The sequence below is a fragment of the Actinomycetospora sp. NBRC 106375 genome (genome assembly GCF_030269665.1).
Taxonomy (GTDB): Bacteria; Actinomycetota; Actinomycetes; order Mycobacteriales; family Pseudonocardiaceae; genus Actinomycetospora.
In genome coordinates this window covers 97146-110383 of record NZ_BSTS01000018.1, presented here as the reverse complement: position 1 = coordinate 110383, position 13238 = coordinate 97146, and the positions used below count along the sequence as shown (strand labels likewise).

The following is a 13238-nucleotide window of genomic DNA, read 5'->3' as shown; positions in this document are numbered from 1 at the left end:
ATCAGGCCTCCTTCTCGGCCTCGCTGGGTCGAGCTCCGCTGCGCTCCGTCTCCCGCCCGAGCGCCGCACGCATGGTCTCGAGCCAGTAGCCGTGCTGGACGGGGTAGAGGCCCTCGTCCTCGTTCTTCGCGCCCGAGGAGATGACCCCGTCCATCCCGAGCGACTGCGCGACCTCGTCCGGGCCGTCGATCCAGTGCTGCACGCCGCGGGTCATGTCGTTCCACGGCGCGGTCGTGGCCTGGAAGGTCAGCTGGCAGGCGCGGAACTCCTCGAGGTCGTCGGGGGTGGCCATGCCCGAGGCGTTGAAGAAGTCCTCGTACTGGCGGATCCGGTTCGCGCGCGCGGAGTCGCTCTCGCCCTTCGGGGCGATGCAGTAGATCGTGACCTCGGTCTGGTTCGGCGCGATCGGCCGGAAGTGCCGGATCTGCGTCGAGAACTGGTCCATCAGGTAGACGTTCGGGTAGAGGCACAGATTGCGGGAGCCGCGCACCATGAAGTCGCCGGTGGCCTCGCCGAACTGTGCCTTGAGGTTGTCGATCTCGCTGTAGAGCGGCTGGTCCTGGGGGTTGGCCTTCCAGGTCCACAGGCAGAGATGGCCGTGCGGGAACGACCAGTAGCCGCCGCCGGACTTGCCCCACCCGCCGGCGTCGAGCGCCTTCGTCTCGTTCTTCGACTCGCCGCTCTCGCGCCGCGACGTGGTCGCGGCGTAGTTCCAGTGCAGCGCCGTGACGTGGTAGCCATCGGCGCCGTTCTCGGCCTGGACCTTCCAGTTGCCGTCGAAGGTGTAGGTGGACGAGCCGCGCAGCACCTCGAGTCCGTCGGGCGACTGGTCGACGAGCATGTCGATGATCTCGGTCGTGTCGCCGAGGTGCTCCTCGAGGGACACCACGTCCTCGTTGAGGCTGCCGAAGAGGAAGCCGCGGTAGCTCTCGAACCTCGGCACCTTGACCAGGTTGTGCGAGCCGTTGGTGTTGAAGTTGTCGGGGTAGCCGGCGCCCTCGGGGTCCTTGACCTTGAGCAGCGTGCCGTCGTTGCGGTAGGTCCAGCCGTGGAACGGGCAGGTCAGGGTCTTGCGGTTGTCCCGCTTCTTGCGGCAGAGCATCGCCCCGCGGTGCGCGCAGGCGTTGATCAGGCAGTGCAGCCCGCCGTCCTTGTCGCGCGTGATCATGATGGGCTGGCGGCCGATGGAGGTCGTGAAGTAGTCCCCGGGCTCGGCCACCTGGCTCTCGTGGGCGAGGTAGACCCAGTTGCCCTCGAAGATGTGCTTCATCTCGAGCTCGAAGATCTCTTCGTCCGTGAAGATCCGGCGGTTCGCCTTCACCACCCCGGACTCGCGGTCGTCGATCACGGCATCGGACAGCACCTTCTCGACGCTGTCGCCGACGCGGTCGAGGCTCTGCGTCATCGCACCCTCCCCAGGTGGTGGGCCCGGGATCTCCCGGACCGGGGTGCCCTCGACGGTGCTCCGCGGTGGTCGCCGACACACCCGGCATGTGCCTAGTCCTGACCTGGGCACCGCCCTGGCGACCCCGGTCGACCTCGACGTTCGGCCAGTCCTGACCGCGCGGCGACGGCGCGGGAGTGCCGGCTAGAAGATCGCCTGGGGGTTGACCGGCACCCCGGTGGCACTGCGCAGTCGCGGCGGCGCGATGCTGAGCAGGAACGCGTACCGGCCCAGCTCGGCGCAGACCTCGGCGAGCTCGTCGACCTCGGCGCCGTCGATCAGCGGCATGCCGAGGCGGGCGAGTCCGACCAGGTGCAGCGGCATCGGCACCTGGGGGTCGACCGGCGGGTGCCCGTCGCCGATGTCGCCGGCGTAGAGCGAGACGTCGCGGTGTCGCATCCATGCCACCGCGTCGAGGGTCATGCCGGGCATCGGGTTCGCCGGGTCCCGGGAGAACTCCCACCCACCGCGCACGACGAGGGCGTCGCCGGGCTCCACGCGGACCCCACCGCGCTGCTCGGCGGCGTCGAGGTCGGCAGCGGTGACCGGGTGTGCCGCGGGCAGCCGTCCACCGGGAGCGAGATCGAGCAGGACTCCATGGGTGAGCACGCCGTCGGCGAACGCCGTGGTCGAGCCGTGGCGGACACCGGTCGGGGTCACGGCGTCGGTCAGGGGGCGCCCGGGGTAGACGTGTCCGTCGACCGGGATGTGCACGAGCGCGTCGAGGTGGGTCAGGCCGGGGTTGTGCGGGGTCACGACCAGCACCTCGGCCATACCCATCGGCGGGGCGCCGGTGTAGAGCATGGCCTGCTGCACCGGTGGGGACGGCGGGGTCGGTGGGGCGAACGGCCCGCCCATCATCGAGGCCGGGTCGATGGGCCTCGCCAGCGACACGCACCGGCCGGTGCGCGCCTGCGCCAGGGCCCGCGCGCGGGTCTCGTCGGTGATCAGGTTCAGGGTGCCGAGCTCGTCCTCGGAGCCCCACCGGCCCCAGTTGCTGAGGTCGTCGATGTTCTCGGAGTCGGTCACCGTGTGCCTCGTTCCGTCGCGTGCGAGGTGATGCCTGAGCCGTGTCGCGTGCCCCGACGCTCAGGCACGTGCCGGCTCCGGCACGTGCAGGGCGGGCATCCGCTCCAGAGCGGCGCGCAGGGTGGCGTCCCCGTGGCCACGGGCGCTGAGATAGCCGTCGGGACGGGCGAGGAGCCAGTCCCCGTCGGTCGCGGCCAGCGTGTCCCTGACCCGGCCGTCGGGATCCCGCACACCGCGGTCGTCGCCGACGCTGATCGTGATCCTGTCCAGCCACGCCGGCAACGACGCGGTGACCGGTTCCGGACTGCTCGCGTCGTTGCTCCCGGCGAAGACCAGCAGGTGCCAGGCGGGAGTCCGCAGCGCTGTGCGCAGGACCGTCCAGCCGGGTGACTGGGCATCCGCGGCGGAGATCTGGGTGAGTCGCCGGCCGGGTCGCGGTCCCTCGCCCGGCTGATCGTCGGGCTGATCGTCCGGCACCGTCAGCGGGCTGTCGGGGTAGGCGATGCCCAGGCCCGACATGGTCCGGATGAGCTGACGCGCGAAGCCCCGATCGGCGTCCTGGGTGTCGGCACTCGTGGTGTCGACCATCGCGGTGTTCATGACCTCGCCGGTGGAGGCGAGCAGGGCCTGGCCGATGGGGACGCGCTCGGTGTCGTAGGTGTCGAGGAGCACGGGGTCCGCGTGGCCCTGGATGACCATGGCCAGCTTCCAGGCCAGGTTGTAGGCGTCCTGGATGCCGGTGTTGAGGCCCTGCCCGGATGCGGGGGAGTGGACGTGAGCGGCGTCGCCGGAGACGAAGCACCGCCCGACGTGCATGGCAGGTACCGCGCGCTGCTGGATGGTGAACCTCGACGCCCAGCTGGGGCTCTCGACGTCGGTGTCGCGTCCCAGGGCCTCGGACAGCTTGGTGCCGAACTGCCGGGCGATCTGCTCGGGATCGTCGGGATCACCCTGGCCGGTGGTGTCCAGGAGCCGCCACTTGCCCGGGTCGGGGAAGGGGAACGCCATCAGCGCGCCGCCGGCCGGGAACAGCCAGTGCACTCCGTCGCGGTCGAGGTCGGTGTGCACGACGGCGTCGGCGATCAGCCAGGTGTGGGCGGCCTCGCCGGTCAGGGGGAGCTGGAGGGTCTTCCGGACGGTCGAGTGCCCGCCGTCGCAGCCCCACAGGTACCGCGCCCGCACGGTCTCCTGCCGGTGCTCCTGGCCGTCGCCGTGGGCCAGGGCGACCGTGACGCCGTCCTCGTCGAGCGTGAACGACTCCAGCCGCGTGTTCCACTCCACCGCCACCCCGGCCGCGGCGGCCTGCCCGCGGAGCACGCGTTCGGTGATCACCTGGTCGACGTTGAACATGTAGGGAAACCGGGTCGCGAGGTCGCCGAACTCGAAATCGACCCTGGCCACCCGGTCGGGCTGGTGGCGGATGAAGGCGTTGACCCTCGTCCCGTGCGGAGCGATCTCGCCGAGGATGCCGAGCTGGTCGTAGATCTCCAGGCTGCGGGCGTGCGTACCGAGCGCGCGGCTGGTCGTCGCCGGCCCGGAAGCGGCGTCCACCAGCCGGACCGAGACGCCCCACCGGGCCAGCTGCCACGCCGCGAGGAGGCCGACCGGGCCCGCCCCGGCCACGAGGACGTCGACGTCGTAGCTCTCCATACCCACCGGTCCCTCTGTGTCACCTAAGCTGACACAGCAACTCTACGCCGAGGACGGAGGAGCGCGAGCCATGAGTGCCGACGAGGACGCGCGCACGGACCTGCCGCTGCTGGCGCTCCTGCAGCGAGCCGTCCGCTGGTTCTCCGACGAGCTGCTCGAGCGTCTGGGGGAGGCGGGCGTGGACCCGATCACCCCGGCACACGCGGTCGTGCTCGCTCACCTGGACAGCGAGACGTCCCTGAGCATCGCCGAACTGGCCCGCCGCGCCGGCGTCACCCGCCAGACGATGCACCGCGCGGTCACGCAGCTGGTCGACGAAGGGCTGCTGGTCAGCGCGCCGGGGCCGGGCTTCCCCCGCAGCACCCTCGTCGGACTGACCGACGCGGGGTGCCGGCGTCGTGACGTCGCTTCCGGAATCCTCCGCGACCTCGAACACGAGCTCGAGCGTCGGCTGGGGCCCGGGGCCCTGACGGAGTTGCGCGACAGCCTGACGCGAGCGTGGCCGCGGTAGCGGACTGTCGGCCCTCATGGCCCGGATCCTGCGCAAGGGGGTCATCGCGGACTACGACGCCTGGCTCGCCGACGTCGTCGGGCCGGATCAGGTCGGCCGGCTGCGCGAGACCCTGCACCTGATCATCGGCAGCCCGCGACGCGAGAGGCGTGCGAGTGCACGCGCCGCCGACGACTGACGTGCGGAGAACGACGAGGCCTCGGTGATCTGCTCACCACAGCGACGCGTCGGCCGGGTGGACGTCGTCCAGGAACGCGGTGATCATCGGTTCGAGGACGTCCACGGCTACGAAGATCGAGATGTGCGACGTCGCCGGGAGGACGACGAGCCTGGCCCGCGGCACCGAGGACATCACGCCCGTCGCGGCCGCCTCCTCGTCACCGCCACCGAGCACCGTGAACATCTCCACCGCGTGCCCGGGCCTGACGCCGTCCGCGTCCCCGACGATGACCATCGCGCGGGCACGGATCGACCTCATGTCGGCGTCGCTGATGTCGTGGTCCTCGATGCCCAGCACCTTCATCTTCTCGACGTAGGTCTCGAACGCCTGCGGATCGGAGGTGTGCCGGCGGAAGGTCTCGCCGATCGGCGTGTCCGCGAAGTCGGCGCTGGTGAGATCCGCGATCGCCCGGGGGACCGCCGGGTACCAGCCGTCCGGGCGGTAGGTGGCCGACATGACGACGAGCTTGCTCACGAGCTGCGGGTGACGCAGCGCCAGCTGCAACCCGACCGCCCCGCCCTGCGAGTAGCCCATGACGTCGGCGCGTGCGACCTCCAGGGCGCTCAGCACCGCGGCTGCGTCGTCGCCGAACCGCTCGTACGACATCGGACGCGGCGTATCGGGTGTGCGGCCGTGCCCCTGTTGATCGACGACGATGACGGGACGCGCATCGGCGAAGGCTGCCACCCAAGGCGTCATGAACTCGGTCGACTGGAAGGCCCCGGGAACGAGCAGGAGGGGAACGGCGCCGGGAGCCGCGAGATCACCGTGCACCTCGTAGTACAGCTGGAGCCCGTCGATCGGCAGATGACCTCTGCGCGAAGGCTCCATGCGTCGAAGGTATCCACCCCGGGGCCGCGTGGCAGGAAAGGCTCGAGCCCTGGAGCGCGGAGTCATGGCTCCCCGAGTGGTAGCTGACGCCCACCCGGAGCAGAGCCCGAGCCGCAGAGGGAGCGACGCCGTAGCCCGTGTGCCGGCCGGATGAACACGGCCCGTGCGCCGGGGCCTGGTCCGGTGTCAGAGTTGCTCTGTCGGTCAAACCGATGGCCTCGACCTCGACTACTGCGCGGCACGGCAGTCGACCCTGTTCGAGGAGGCCCCGGTGTCCGTTTCTCCTGATCCAGTGGACGTAGCGACGGGGATGCTCGTCGAGCGCTACCACCTGGACGTTCCTCGGGCCTCGACGATGCTCACCGAGATCGCCACCAGCTGTGGTTCCGATGCCTCGCACTACGCAGCCTGGCTGGTCACGACGTGGAGCCACGACCAGGCGCCCGGGCAGGTCGGCTGGGAGCCGATCGCGGTCCGGCGAGCCGTGGAGTTCATCCACGCGAACGCGCATCGCGCCATCACCATCCGGGACATCGCCGACGCCGCAGGCATCGGCACCCGGGGCGTGCAGCACGCCTTCCGCAAGTATCGCGGCCAGACTCCGTTCGGCTATCTGCGCACCCTCCGGCTCGAGAACGCGCACCGCGATCTCGCCGCGGCCGACCCCGCCCGGGGCGACACCGTCAACGACATCGCCGCACGATGGGGCTTCGCGAGCGCCGGGCGTTTCGCCGGCGACTACACCAAGGTGTTCGGGTGCCCGCCGAGCAGCACCTTGCGTAGCTGACTTCGCGGTCTCCGATGTCGAATCGGTCGCAGACCCGACGACGACGGCACGGTGGTCGACGGGGACCTCCGGGACGTCATCGCCGGGGCGGCGTCGGTGCTTCCGTGACGGAACTCCTGGCGCGATGTCCCCGCGGACGGCATCGTCGAGCCCGCCACCGTGGAGAGGGACCACTCGCGCGGGCCGGAGCGGCCGAGCACGACGCGCTCGTCTCCGCCCGACGGGCGACAGGGCGCCCTGATCAGGGAGCGAGCCCGTGACGTTCCGAGAACCCGGCCGACCCGCCTGGTCACTGGCGACTCTCCCGGTGCTGGTCGTGGTCCTGACCGTGCTCAGCGCCGGCGTCGCGGCGCCGGCGCGGGCCGCCGTGTGGGGGCAGCGGCCCGTGGTCGATCTGTCGTTCGACGTGGCCCCGGACCTGCGCAGCGCCACCGGGCAGGAGACGGTGACGTTCACCCCCGACCTGCCGGTGTGCGAGCTTGTGTTCCGGACCTGGCCGAACATGCCGAACGCCGCCGACCAGGGCAACGCTCTGCAGGTCACCGCCGCCACGGTGCAAGGACGTCCCGTCGCGCCGGTGGTCCGGGCGGCGGGCGCTCGGCCCGGTGTCCCCGGCACGCTCGTCGAGCTCCCGCTGCCCGTCTGTGTCAGCGCGGGGCAGACCGTCCGGGTCGGGCTCGATTTCACGCTGCGCCTGGGCGGTGATGCCGACGAGCGACTGGGCACCTCCCGGCGCAGCGGTGTCGCCTGGTTCGGCTCCGGGTTCCCCCTGCTCGCGTGGGTCCGCGGACAGGGCTGGGTCCGTGACGACGCCGTGCAGATCCCCAGCGAGACCGCGACCAGCGAGGAGTTCCGCCTCGACGCCCTGCGGGTCCTGGCTCCCGACGGCGCCGCCGTGTCGGGCGCCGGCCATGCCGACGCCCCGGCCCCGGGGCCGCGTGCCGGCACCACGACCCACGTGTTCCGCGCCGAGGCCGTGCGCGACGTCGCCGTCGCTGTCGGCGCCTACCGCGTGCTCGAGCGCGACGTCGCCGGCACCCGCCTGCACCTGTTCGTCCCGACGTCGGGGACGCGCACCGACCCGGCGCGCTGGGCCGACGAGATCGACGGCGCGCTCGGGCGGCTCGAGGCGCTCGTCGGCGCCTTCCCCTACCCCGATCTGTGGGTCGCGATCGTCCCGCCGCTGTCGTCGGGCATCGAGTACCCGGGCACTGTGCTGTTCGGCGACATCCCGCCGGACGGGCTCCCCGAGCTGGTCACCCACGAGCTGGCCCACCAGTGGTTCTACGGGCTCGTCGGCAACGACCAGGCCCGCGATCCCTGGCTCGACGAGGGCTTCGCGACCTACGCCCAGGCCGTCGCCGACGACACCCCGGAGCAGTACGCCACCCACGACGTGCCCAAGGGGCTGCGCGGCAGGCTCGGGGATCCGATGACGATCTGGTCGGACCGCGGCGCCGAGGCCTACTACTCCGGGGTCTACGTACAAGGCGCCGCCGCCCTGCTCGCCGCCCGGCAGCGCGTCGGCGCCGGACCTTTCGACGCCGCGATCCGGGCCTACGTCGCCGAGAACGCCCACCGCGTCGCCACCCCGGCCGACCTGGCTCACGCCCTGCGGGGACTGCCGCCCGCCACCGACGTGCTCACCCGCGCCGGAGCCCTCACCCCGCCCGGCTGAGGGTGGCGGCTCTCGAAGCGTGGTGACCGTGGCCTTCTCACGGTCTGAACCGCACTGGTGCCCGTCCCCGGCAGTGCAGCTGCTGTGACGAAGGGCAGGGTCAACCGCCGGTGCCGCCGGGCGGACCGCCGCGGAAGCCGGGGGAGCCGGGACCGGAGATCGGTGTCGGGCTGAACTTGCCGGTCCAGGACGCGACCGCCCCGGAGTCGCCGATCCGGTACACGGTCACGAGCGCGCCCACGGCCAGGACGACGGCGAGGACCGCGATCACGACGGTCACTGCGGCACCACCCGGCCGGGTGCGGGGAGCGGTGACCGTGCCCGGCCCGTGACGGCGCGTCCGGCGGGCCGCCCGCTCACGCCCGGCCACGGCCAGCGCCACCACGGCCAGACCGATCGCCCAGGGCAGCATCGTGTCCCCGAGCTCGGCGTGGACCTCGATGAGCTCGGAGTGCGGTAGCCGGTGCTCGAGCCACTCCCCGGCCTCGGTCGTGATCGGGACCGCGACGAGCGTGATCACGGCGACGACCGCGGTGAAGACCGTGAGCCGGGCCCGTGCGGCAGGCCAGACCGTCACCAGCACCAGCAGCAGCGACGTCAGCGGAACCAGCACCACGACCGCGTGCACCAGCAGGACATGGGCCGGAAGCCCGTTCACCGTCGACATCCGGGACCGCCCTCTCTCGTCGTCGGGCGTCAGCATGGGTGTGTCGGCTGAAACGGTGCTGAAGGAGCAGGAGAACGCGGTGCGCCGGCACGCGCGGCGAGCCGCCCGCGCGGCGGGTCGTGATCCCATTGGCGTCCGGGCGAGCTCGGCCGGCCCCATTGATCTCCGGCCCGTGACAGGAGCAGCGTGCAACCGCGGCCTCGCTCCTACTCGGTATGGGCCTGGCGGTACTGCTCGTCGGTGACGGGCTCGAGCCACGTGGTGCCGTCGCCGTCGCCGGTGCCCTCGAGCAGGGCGTAGTGGCACATGAGGTTGCCCTCGGTGGCGCCGTGCCAGTGCTCCTCGCCGGGCGGGGTCCAGACGGTGTCGCCGGGACGCATGCGGATGACGGTGCCGTCGCGGTTGACGACGAAGCCTTCGCCGTCGGTGCAGTGCAGCGCCTGGCCGAGGTGGTGGGAGTGCCAGTTGGTGCGAGCGCCGGGGGTGAAGCGCACGAGGCTGGCGATGAGCCGCGACGGCTCGTGGGGGGTGTGGACGGGGTTGACGTAGACGTCGCCGGTGAAGCGCTCGGCGGGCGCCTTGGCGGTGGGGGCGACGGGTTCCAGCTCCACGGCTTCTCCTTGCGTGATCAGACGAGATGGTCGGACGGCGGTGTCACGCCGTCTCCTCGCCGCGGCTCTCCAGGACCTCCTCGAGACGGCTCAGGGCGGTGACGGCGGTCGGCCACCCGCCGTAGAACGCGAGGTGGGTGATGGCCTCGACGAGCTCGTCGCGGGTCAGGCCGTTGTCGAGCGCGCGGTGGAGGTGCCCGACGAGCTGCTCGGGGCGGTAGAGCGAGACCAGCGCGGCGACGGTGATCAGGCTGCGGTCGCGCTTCGGGAGCCCGGGACGCTCCCAGACGTCGCCGAACAGGACGTCGCTGGTGAGCTCGCCGAGCTTGGGGGACAGGGCGAAGGGGTCGTCGGCCATGGGGGTTCCTCTCGTGTGAATCAGGTGGCGATCGTGGCCGGGGTGCGCTCGCGGATGACGAGGGCAAACAGGGCGCAGGCCAGCGACACGGATGCGGTGACGACGACGGCGGTGCCCCACCCCGCCACGGCTGCGGCGGGACCGGTCCCGGCGCCCGCGACGATCACCGCGCAGACAGTGGGGTGCGCCGGGGTTCTGGACCACCGAGGTCGCTGCGGCAGTTCACGGCGACGCCGACCGCCGGGAGGACGGCATCGCTCGCCTCTGCTCCCGATCTTGATCATGCTCGATGGAATGTGTCACTGTCCCACCAACGATGCGATGTCGTGCATCGATCGAGGACAGAGCCGGGCGGACGCGTGGTGGGAGACCGGATGAAGACTCGTGCGGCAGTCATGGACAAGGGGCAGACGGAGTTCGAGATCACCGAGCTCGAGGTCGACGATCCGGGCCCCGGCGAGGTGCACGTCAAGTTCACCGCGTCCGGGTTGTGCCACTCCGACCTGCACCTGGTCGAGGGCATCTACGGGGACTCCCCCCGGTTCCCGATCGTGGCCGGTCACGAGGGCGCCGGGATCATCGAGTCGGTCGGCCCGGGGGTGACGCACCTCGAGCCCGGTGACCACGTCGTGTGCAGCTTCATGCCCAGCTGCGGCTACTGCCGGTACTGCGAGACCGGGCACACGAACCTGTGCAACATCGGGGCCAACATCCTGCAGGGCTGCATGCCCGACGGGACGTTCCGCTACCACCGGGGCGGCACCGACCTCGGTGGTTTCTGCATGCTCGGCACGTTCTCCGAGCGAGCCACGGTGCACGAGCGGTCGGCGGTGAAGGTCGATCCGTGGCTCCCGCTCGAGGTGGCCGTCCTGGCCGGGTGCGGCGTCCCGACCGGGTGGGGCTCCGCGGTCAACGCCGGCGGCGTGCGGGCGGGTGACACGGCGGTGATCTTCGGCGCCGGCGGCGTCGGGATGAACGCGGTGCAGGGGGCCGCGCAGGCGGGTGCCCAGTACGTCGTGGTGGTCGACCCGGTGGAGTTCAAGCGGGAGACGGCGCTGTCGTTCGGCGCGACCCACACGTTCGCGGACGCGGAGGAGGCCGACGCGAAGGTCAAGGAGCTCACCTGGGGCAACGGCGCGGACCAGGCGATCCTGACCGTCGGCGTGATGGACGAGAAGGTCATCCGGCAGGCCTTCGACATCGTGGGCAAGGGCTCGACGGTGGTGCTGGTCAGCCAGGCGAACGCGGCGAACAACACGATCCAGCTCCCGAGCGCCCTGATGGTGCGCAGCGAGAAGGTCATGCGCGGCGCCCAGTTCGGCTCGTGCAACCCGCACCACGACATCCCGCGGCTGCTGCGGCTGTGGAACAAGGGCGGGCTCAAGCTCGACGAGCTCATCACCAAGCGGTACACCCTCGACCAGGTCAACGAGGGCTACCAGGACCTCCGCGACGGCAAGATCATCCGTGGGGTGATCGTGCACGAGTGAACGCTCCCCGTGCGGCCACGACGCGCTGAGGCCTGGTTCGGCTCGGCGCCGCGACGCCGTGGCCGCGCGCCACCGGCGTCGGAGTCCTGACGGCCGCGAACACGGGCTCGTCGAAGACCCCGAGGTACTTCCCCCTCGCTCCGTGGGGCGACCCCGAGACCGACCAGGAGCGGTGAGCGCCCCGTCGGCGAGCTCGACGCGCAGCAGGCTCGCCCTGACTCGAGGGCATCCCGGACATCACACCGTCTGATCGCCCTCGGGAGCGCGTTCGTCGGCCCGCCGCTTCTGTTCGACCTGGTACCCGACAACGATGTGGACGAGCCCGGCCGCCGCGAACACGAGCGCGGCGGGCGGGTAGACGGCGCCCGCCGCGCACGTCATGAGTGCCCAGAAACCGACGACGAGGAACAGCGCGCGGTGGTAGCGCTCCCGGGCGCCGACGGGGTCGGGCCGGCCATGCGCTTCGGTGCCCCGTCCACGCCGTGGTCGCCCCCAGGCGAACAGGCCCGAGCGCAGTCTGGCGAAGCGAAACGACACGGCCGACCCCCGACAGGACGAGCGACGAGGGCCGTTCCAGGCCCATCGGTTCCACGATATGAGACACAGCGTCTCGTCGCTGTCCGACGACGAGGGCAAGATCCAACGCCGGGGCGCCGGGACGTCCCCGGAGACGGGCAGGCGATGCGCCCGGGTCGCCGGCCACGCGGTCGATCGAGGATACTTGCGTGTTGTCTGGCAAGTATGTGACGCTGGTCGGGGAATCGAGAGGAGCCGATGATGATCGAGGTACAGGACGGCGCGGTGGACACGATGCTCGCCGAGGACCCCGGCGGGCCCGTCGTCATGCTCAACCTGCTGCGTTTCCGACCCGACGGAGGTCGGGAGAGCTACCAGCGCTACGTCGACGCCATCAGCGGGGTGGTCGCGCGCCACGGCGTGCAGATCACCTACCTGGGCGAGGGCGGACGCCCGCTCGCCGCCGAGCAGGGGCAGGCCTGGGACATGGTCGCGCTCGTGCGCTACCCGAGCCGGGAGCACTTCGCGGCGATGATCAGCGACCCGGAGTACCGGCAGGCCGAGCACTTCCGTACCGAAGCCCTGGTCGAGGCCGTGCTCCAGCCGACCGTGCCGTTGGCGGAGGTGTCGTCGTGACGGTGGTGCTCGTGCACGGCAACCCGGAGACCCCGGTCGTCTGGGACCGCCTGCTCGAGGCGCTGGAGCGGGCCGGGGTGCGGGAGCGGATCGTGCGGCTCGCGCCGCCCGGCTTCGGGGCAGCCCTGCCCGAGGACTTCTCGGCCACACCGGACGGCTACCGCGACTGGCTCGTCGGCGAGCTCGAAGCGATCGTCGCCACCGACCGGCCCGTCGACCTCGTCGGCCACGACCTGGGCGGCAGTCACACGGTGCGCGTCGCCATGAGCCGTCCCGACCTCCTGCGCAGCTGGGTCAGCGACACCCTCGGGGCCTTCGAGCCCGACTACGTCTGGCACGAGCTCGCGCAGCGCTGGCAGACGCCCGGCGTGGGCGAGGCCGACGTCGCGGAACGCTTCGGTCCCGACCGCGACGTGGACGCCGTGGTGGCCCTGCTCGTCGACCGCGGGATGCCGGAGCCGGTCGCCGCGCGGGTCGTCGCCGGCCAGGACGAGGCGATGGGACGCGCTGTGCTCCGGTACTACCGCGCGGCGGTGCAGCCGGTGATGGCCGAGGCCGGCGCCCGCCTGCCGGACGCCGCGCAGCGCCCGGGCCTCGCGGTGCTCGCCACCGCCGACCACGTGGTGGGCGACGAGGGCCAGCGCCGACGCGCGGCAGCTCGGGCCGGGGCCCGGCTCGCGGTGCTCGAGGGCCTCGGTCACTGGTGGATGGCGCAGGACCCGGTGCGCGGTGCCCAGGTGCTCGTGGACTTCTGGAAGGAGGTCGCGTCGTGACCACCATCCCCGCGCTGCGCCCCCCCACGAGCGGTTC

Annotated in this window: 16 protein-coding genes; 7 read left to right on the top strand and 9 right to left on the bottom strand. The window is 71.8% G+C overall.

Going from position 1 to position 13238, the window contains the following annotated elements; all coding sequences use genetic code 11:
• Window position 1 precedes the first annotated feature (1 nt).
• From benA to QSK03_RS25720, 3 genes are all read right to left on the bottom strand, one after another.
• Entirely contained in the window at window positions 2-1405 is a 1404-nt protein-coding gene (benA, locus tag QSK03_RS25730; RefSeq protein WP_285658070.1) for a benzoate 1,2-dioxygenase large subunit, read from the bottom strand.
• Window positions 1406-1588: 183 nt separating this feature from the next.
• Window positions 1589-2473, bottom strand: a complete 885-nt coding sequence (locus QSK03_RS25725; RefSeq protein ID WP_285658067.1) for a cyclase family protein — start codon at window positions 2471-2473, stop codon at window positions 1589-1591.
• Window positions 2474-2533: 60 nt separating this feature from the next.
• Window positions 2534-4123 carry an FAD-dependent oxidoreductase gene (locus QSK03_RS25720; RefSeq protein ID WP_285658066.1) on the bottom strand — a complete coding sequence of 530 codons (1590 nt, stop codon included), beginning with the start codon at window positions 4121-4123 and terminating at the stop codon, window positions 2534-2536.
• Window positions 4124-4193: 70 nt separating this feature from the next.
• On the opposite strand from QSK03_RS25720, the gene QSK03_RS25715 reads away from it, so the two are divergent.
• Both QSK03_RS25715 and QSK03_RS25710 read left to right on the top strand, forming a co-directional pair.
• Window positions 4194-4634: a MarR family winged helix-turn-helix transcriptional regulator gene (locus QSK03_RS25715; protein WP_285658065.1), complete on the top strand. Its 441-nt coding sequence runs from the start codon at window positions 4194-4196 to the stop codon at window positions 4632-4634.
• A 16-nt stretch (window positions 4635-4650) separates the two neighbouring features.
• Window positions 4651-4812, top strand: coding sequence for a hypothetical protein (locus tag QSK03_RS25710; protein WP_285658063.1), 162 nt, complete (start codon window positions 4651-4653; stop codon window positions 4810-4812).
• Between the two features lie 33 nt (window positions 4813-4845).
• Here QSK03_RS25710 and QSK03_RS25705 read toward each other — a convergent pair whose 3' ends face one another.
• Window positions 4846-5685: an alpha/beta fold hydrolase gene (locus tag QSK03_RS25705; RefSeq protein ID WP_285658060.1), complete on the bottom strand. Its 840-nt coding sequence runs from the start codon at window positions 5683-5685 to the stop codon at window positions 4846-4848.
• 310 nt (window positions 5686-5995) lie between these two features.
• Between QSK03_RS25705 and QSK03_RS25700 the strand changes: the two genes are divergently transcribed.
• The gene (locus QSK03_RS25700) at window positions 5996-6472 is read left to right on the top strand and encodes a helix-turn-helix transcriptional regulator (protein ID WP_285658058.1); all 477 of its coding nucleotides are present in this window, start codon (window positions 5996-5998) and stop codon (window positions 6470-6472) included.
• Window positions 6473-6728: 256 nt separating this feature from the next.
• The gene (locus QSK03_RS25695) at window positions 6729-8150 is read left to right on the top strand and encodes a M1 family aminopeptidase (RefSeq protein WP_285658057.1); all 1422 of its coding nucleotides are present in this window, start codon (window positions 6729-6731) and stop codon (window positions 8148-8150) included.
• Between the two features lie 100 nt (window positions 8151-8250).
• Here the strand turns inward: QSK03_RS25695 and QSK03_RS25690 are convergent, their stop codons facing one another.
• The 4 genes from QSK03_RS25690 to QSK03_RS25675 form a co-directional block, all read right to left on the bottom strand.
• Window positions 8251-8817 carry a DUF2231 domain-containing protein gene (locus QSK03_RS25690; RefSeq protein WP_285658054.1) on the bottom strand — a complete coding sequence of 189 codons (567 nt, stop codon included), beginning with the start codon at window positions 8815-8817 and terminating at the stop codon, window positions 8251-8253.
• 206 nt (window positions 8818-9023) lie between these two features.
• Window positions 9024-9428, bottom strand: a complete 405-nt coding sequence (locus tag QSK03_RS25685) for a (R)-mandelonitrile lyase (protein ID WP_285658052.1) — start codon at window positions 9426-9428, stop codon at window positions 9024-9026.
• Window positions 9429-9471: 43 nt separating this feature from the next.
• Window positions 9472-9786: a carboxymuconolactone decarboxylase family protein gene (locus tag QSK03_RS25680; RefSeq protein ID WP_285658051.1), complete on the bottom strand. Its 315-nt coding sequence runs from the start codon at window positions 9784-9786 to the stop codon at window positions 9472-9474.
• Between the two features lie 20 nt (window positions 9787-9806).
• Window positions 9807-9953, bottom strand: coding sequence for a hypothetical protein (locus tag QSK03_RS25675; RefSeq protein ID WP_285658049.1), 147 nt, complete (start codon window positions 9951-9953; stop codon window positions 9807-9809).
• 207 nt (window positions 9954-10160) lie between these two features.
• On the opposite strand from QSK03_RS25675, the gene QSK03_RS25670 reads away from it, so the two are divergent.
• Window positions 10161-11276 carry an NDMA-dependent alcohol dehydrogenase gene (locus tag QSK03_RS25670; RefSeq protein ID WP_285658047.1) on the top strand — a complete coding sequence of 372 codons (1116 nt, stop codon included), beginning with the start codon at window positions 10161-10163 and terminating at the stop codon, window positions 11274-11276.
• Window positions 11277-11513: 237 nt separating this feature from the next.
• On the opposite strand, the gene QSK03_RS25665 is transcribed toward QSK03_RS25670, so the two are convergent.
• Window positions 11514-11813, bottom strand: a complete 300-nt coding sequence (locus QSK03_RS25665) for a hypothetical protein (RefSeq protein WP_285658046.1) — start codon at window positions 11811-11813, stop codon at window positions 11514-11516.
• Window positions 11814-12053: 240 nt separating this feature from the next.
• On the opposite strand from QSK03_RS25665, the gene QSK03_RS25660 reads away from it, so the two are divergent.
• Complete coding sequence (locus QSK03_RS25660) at window positions 12054-12428, top strand: DUF1330 domain-containing protein (protein WP_285658045.1); 375 nt, start codon at window positions 12054-12056, stop codon at window positions 12426-12428.
• Window positions 12425-13201, top strand: a complete 777-nt coding sequence (locus QSK03_RS25655; protein ID WP_285658043.1) for an alpha/beta fold hydrolase — start codon at window positions 12425-12427, stop codon at window positions 13199-13201. The genes QSK03_RS25660 and QSK03_RS25655 overlap by 4 nt, the downstream gene beginning before the upstream one ends.
• The last annotated feature ends 37 nt before the right edge of the window (window positions 13202-13238 follow it).

Bases quoted from the DNA above. Each gene is read 5' to 3' on its own strand.
- QSK03_RS25670 (WP_285658047.1), top strand. From the start codon at position 10,161: ATGAAGACTCGTGCGGCAGTCATGGACAAGGGGCAGACGGAGTTCGAG.
- QSK03_RS25680 (WP_285658051.1), bottom strand. From the start codon at position 9,786: ATGGCCGACGACCCCTTCGCCCTGTCCCCCAAGCTCGGCGAGCTCACC.
- QSK03_RS25720 (WP_285658066.1), bottom strand. From the start codon at position 4,123: ATGGAGAGCTACGACGTCGACGTCCTCGTGGCCGGGGCGGGCCCGGTC.
- QSK03_RS25690 (WP_285658054.1), bottom strand. From the start codon at position 8,817: ATGTCGACGGTGAACGGGCTTCCGGCCCATGTCCTGCTGGTGCACGCG.
- QSK03_RS25715 (WP_285658065.1), top strand. From the start codon at position 4,194: ATGAGTGCCGACGAGGACGCGCGCACGGACCTGCCGCTGCTGGCGCTC.
- QSK03_RS25710 (WP_285658063.1), top strand. From the start codon at position 4,651: ATGGCCCGGATCCTGCGCAAGGGGGTCATCGCGGACTACGACGCCTGG.
- benA (WP_285658070.1), bottom strand. From the start codon at position 1,405: ATGACGCAGAGCCTCGACCGCGTCGGCGACAGCGTCGAGAAGGTGCTG.
- QSK03_RS25700 (WP_285658058.1), top strand. From the start codon at position 5,996: ATGCTCGTCGAGCGCTACCACCTGGACGTTCCTCGGGCCTCGACGATG.
- QSK03_RS25705 (WP_285658060.1), bottom strand. From the start codon at position 5,685: ATGGAGCCTTCGCGCAGAGGTCATCTGCCGATCGACGGGCTCCAGCTG.
- QSK03_RS25660 (WP_285658045.1), top strand. From the start codon at position 12,054: ATGATCGAGGTACAGGACGGCGCGGTGGACACGATGCTCGCCGAGGAC.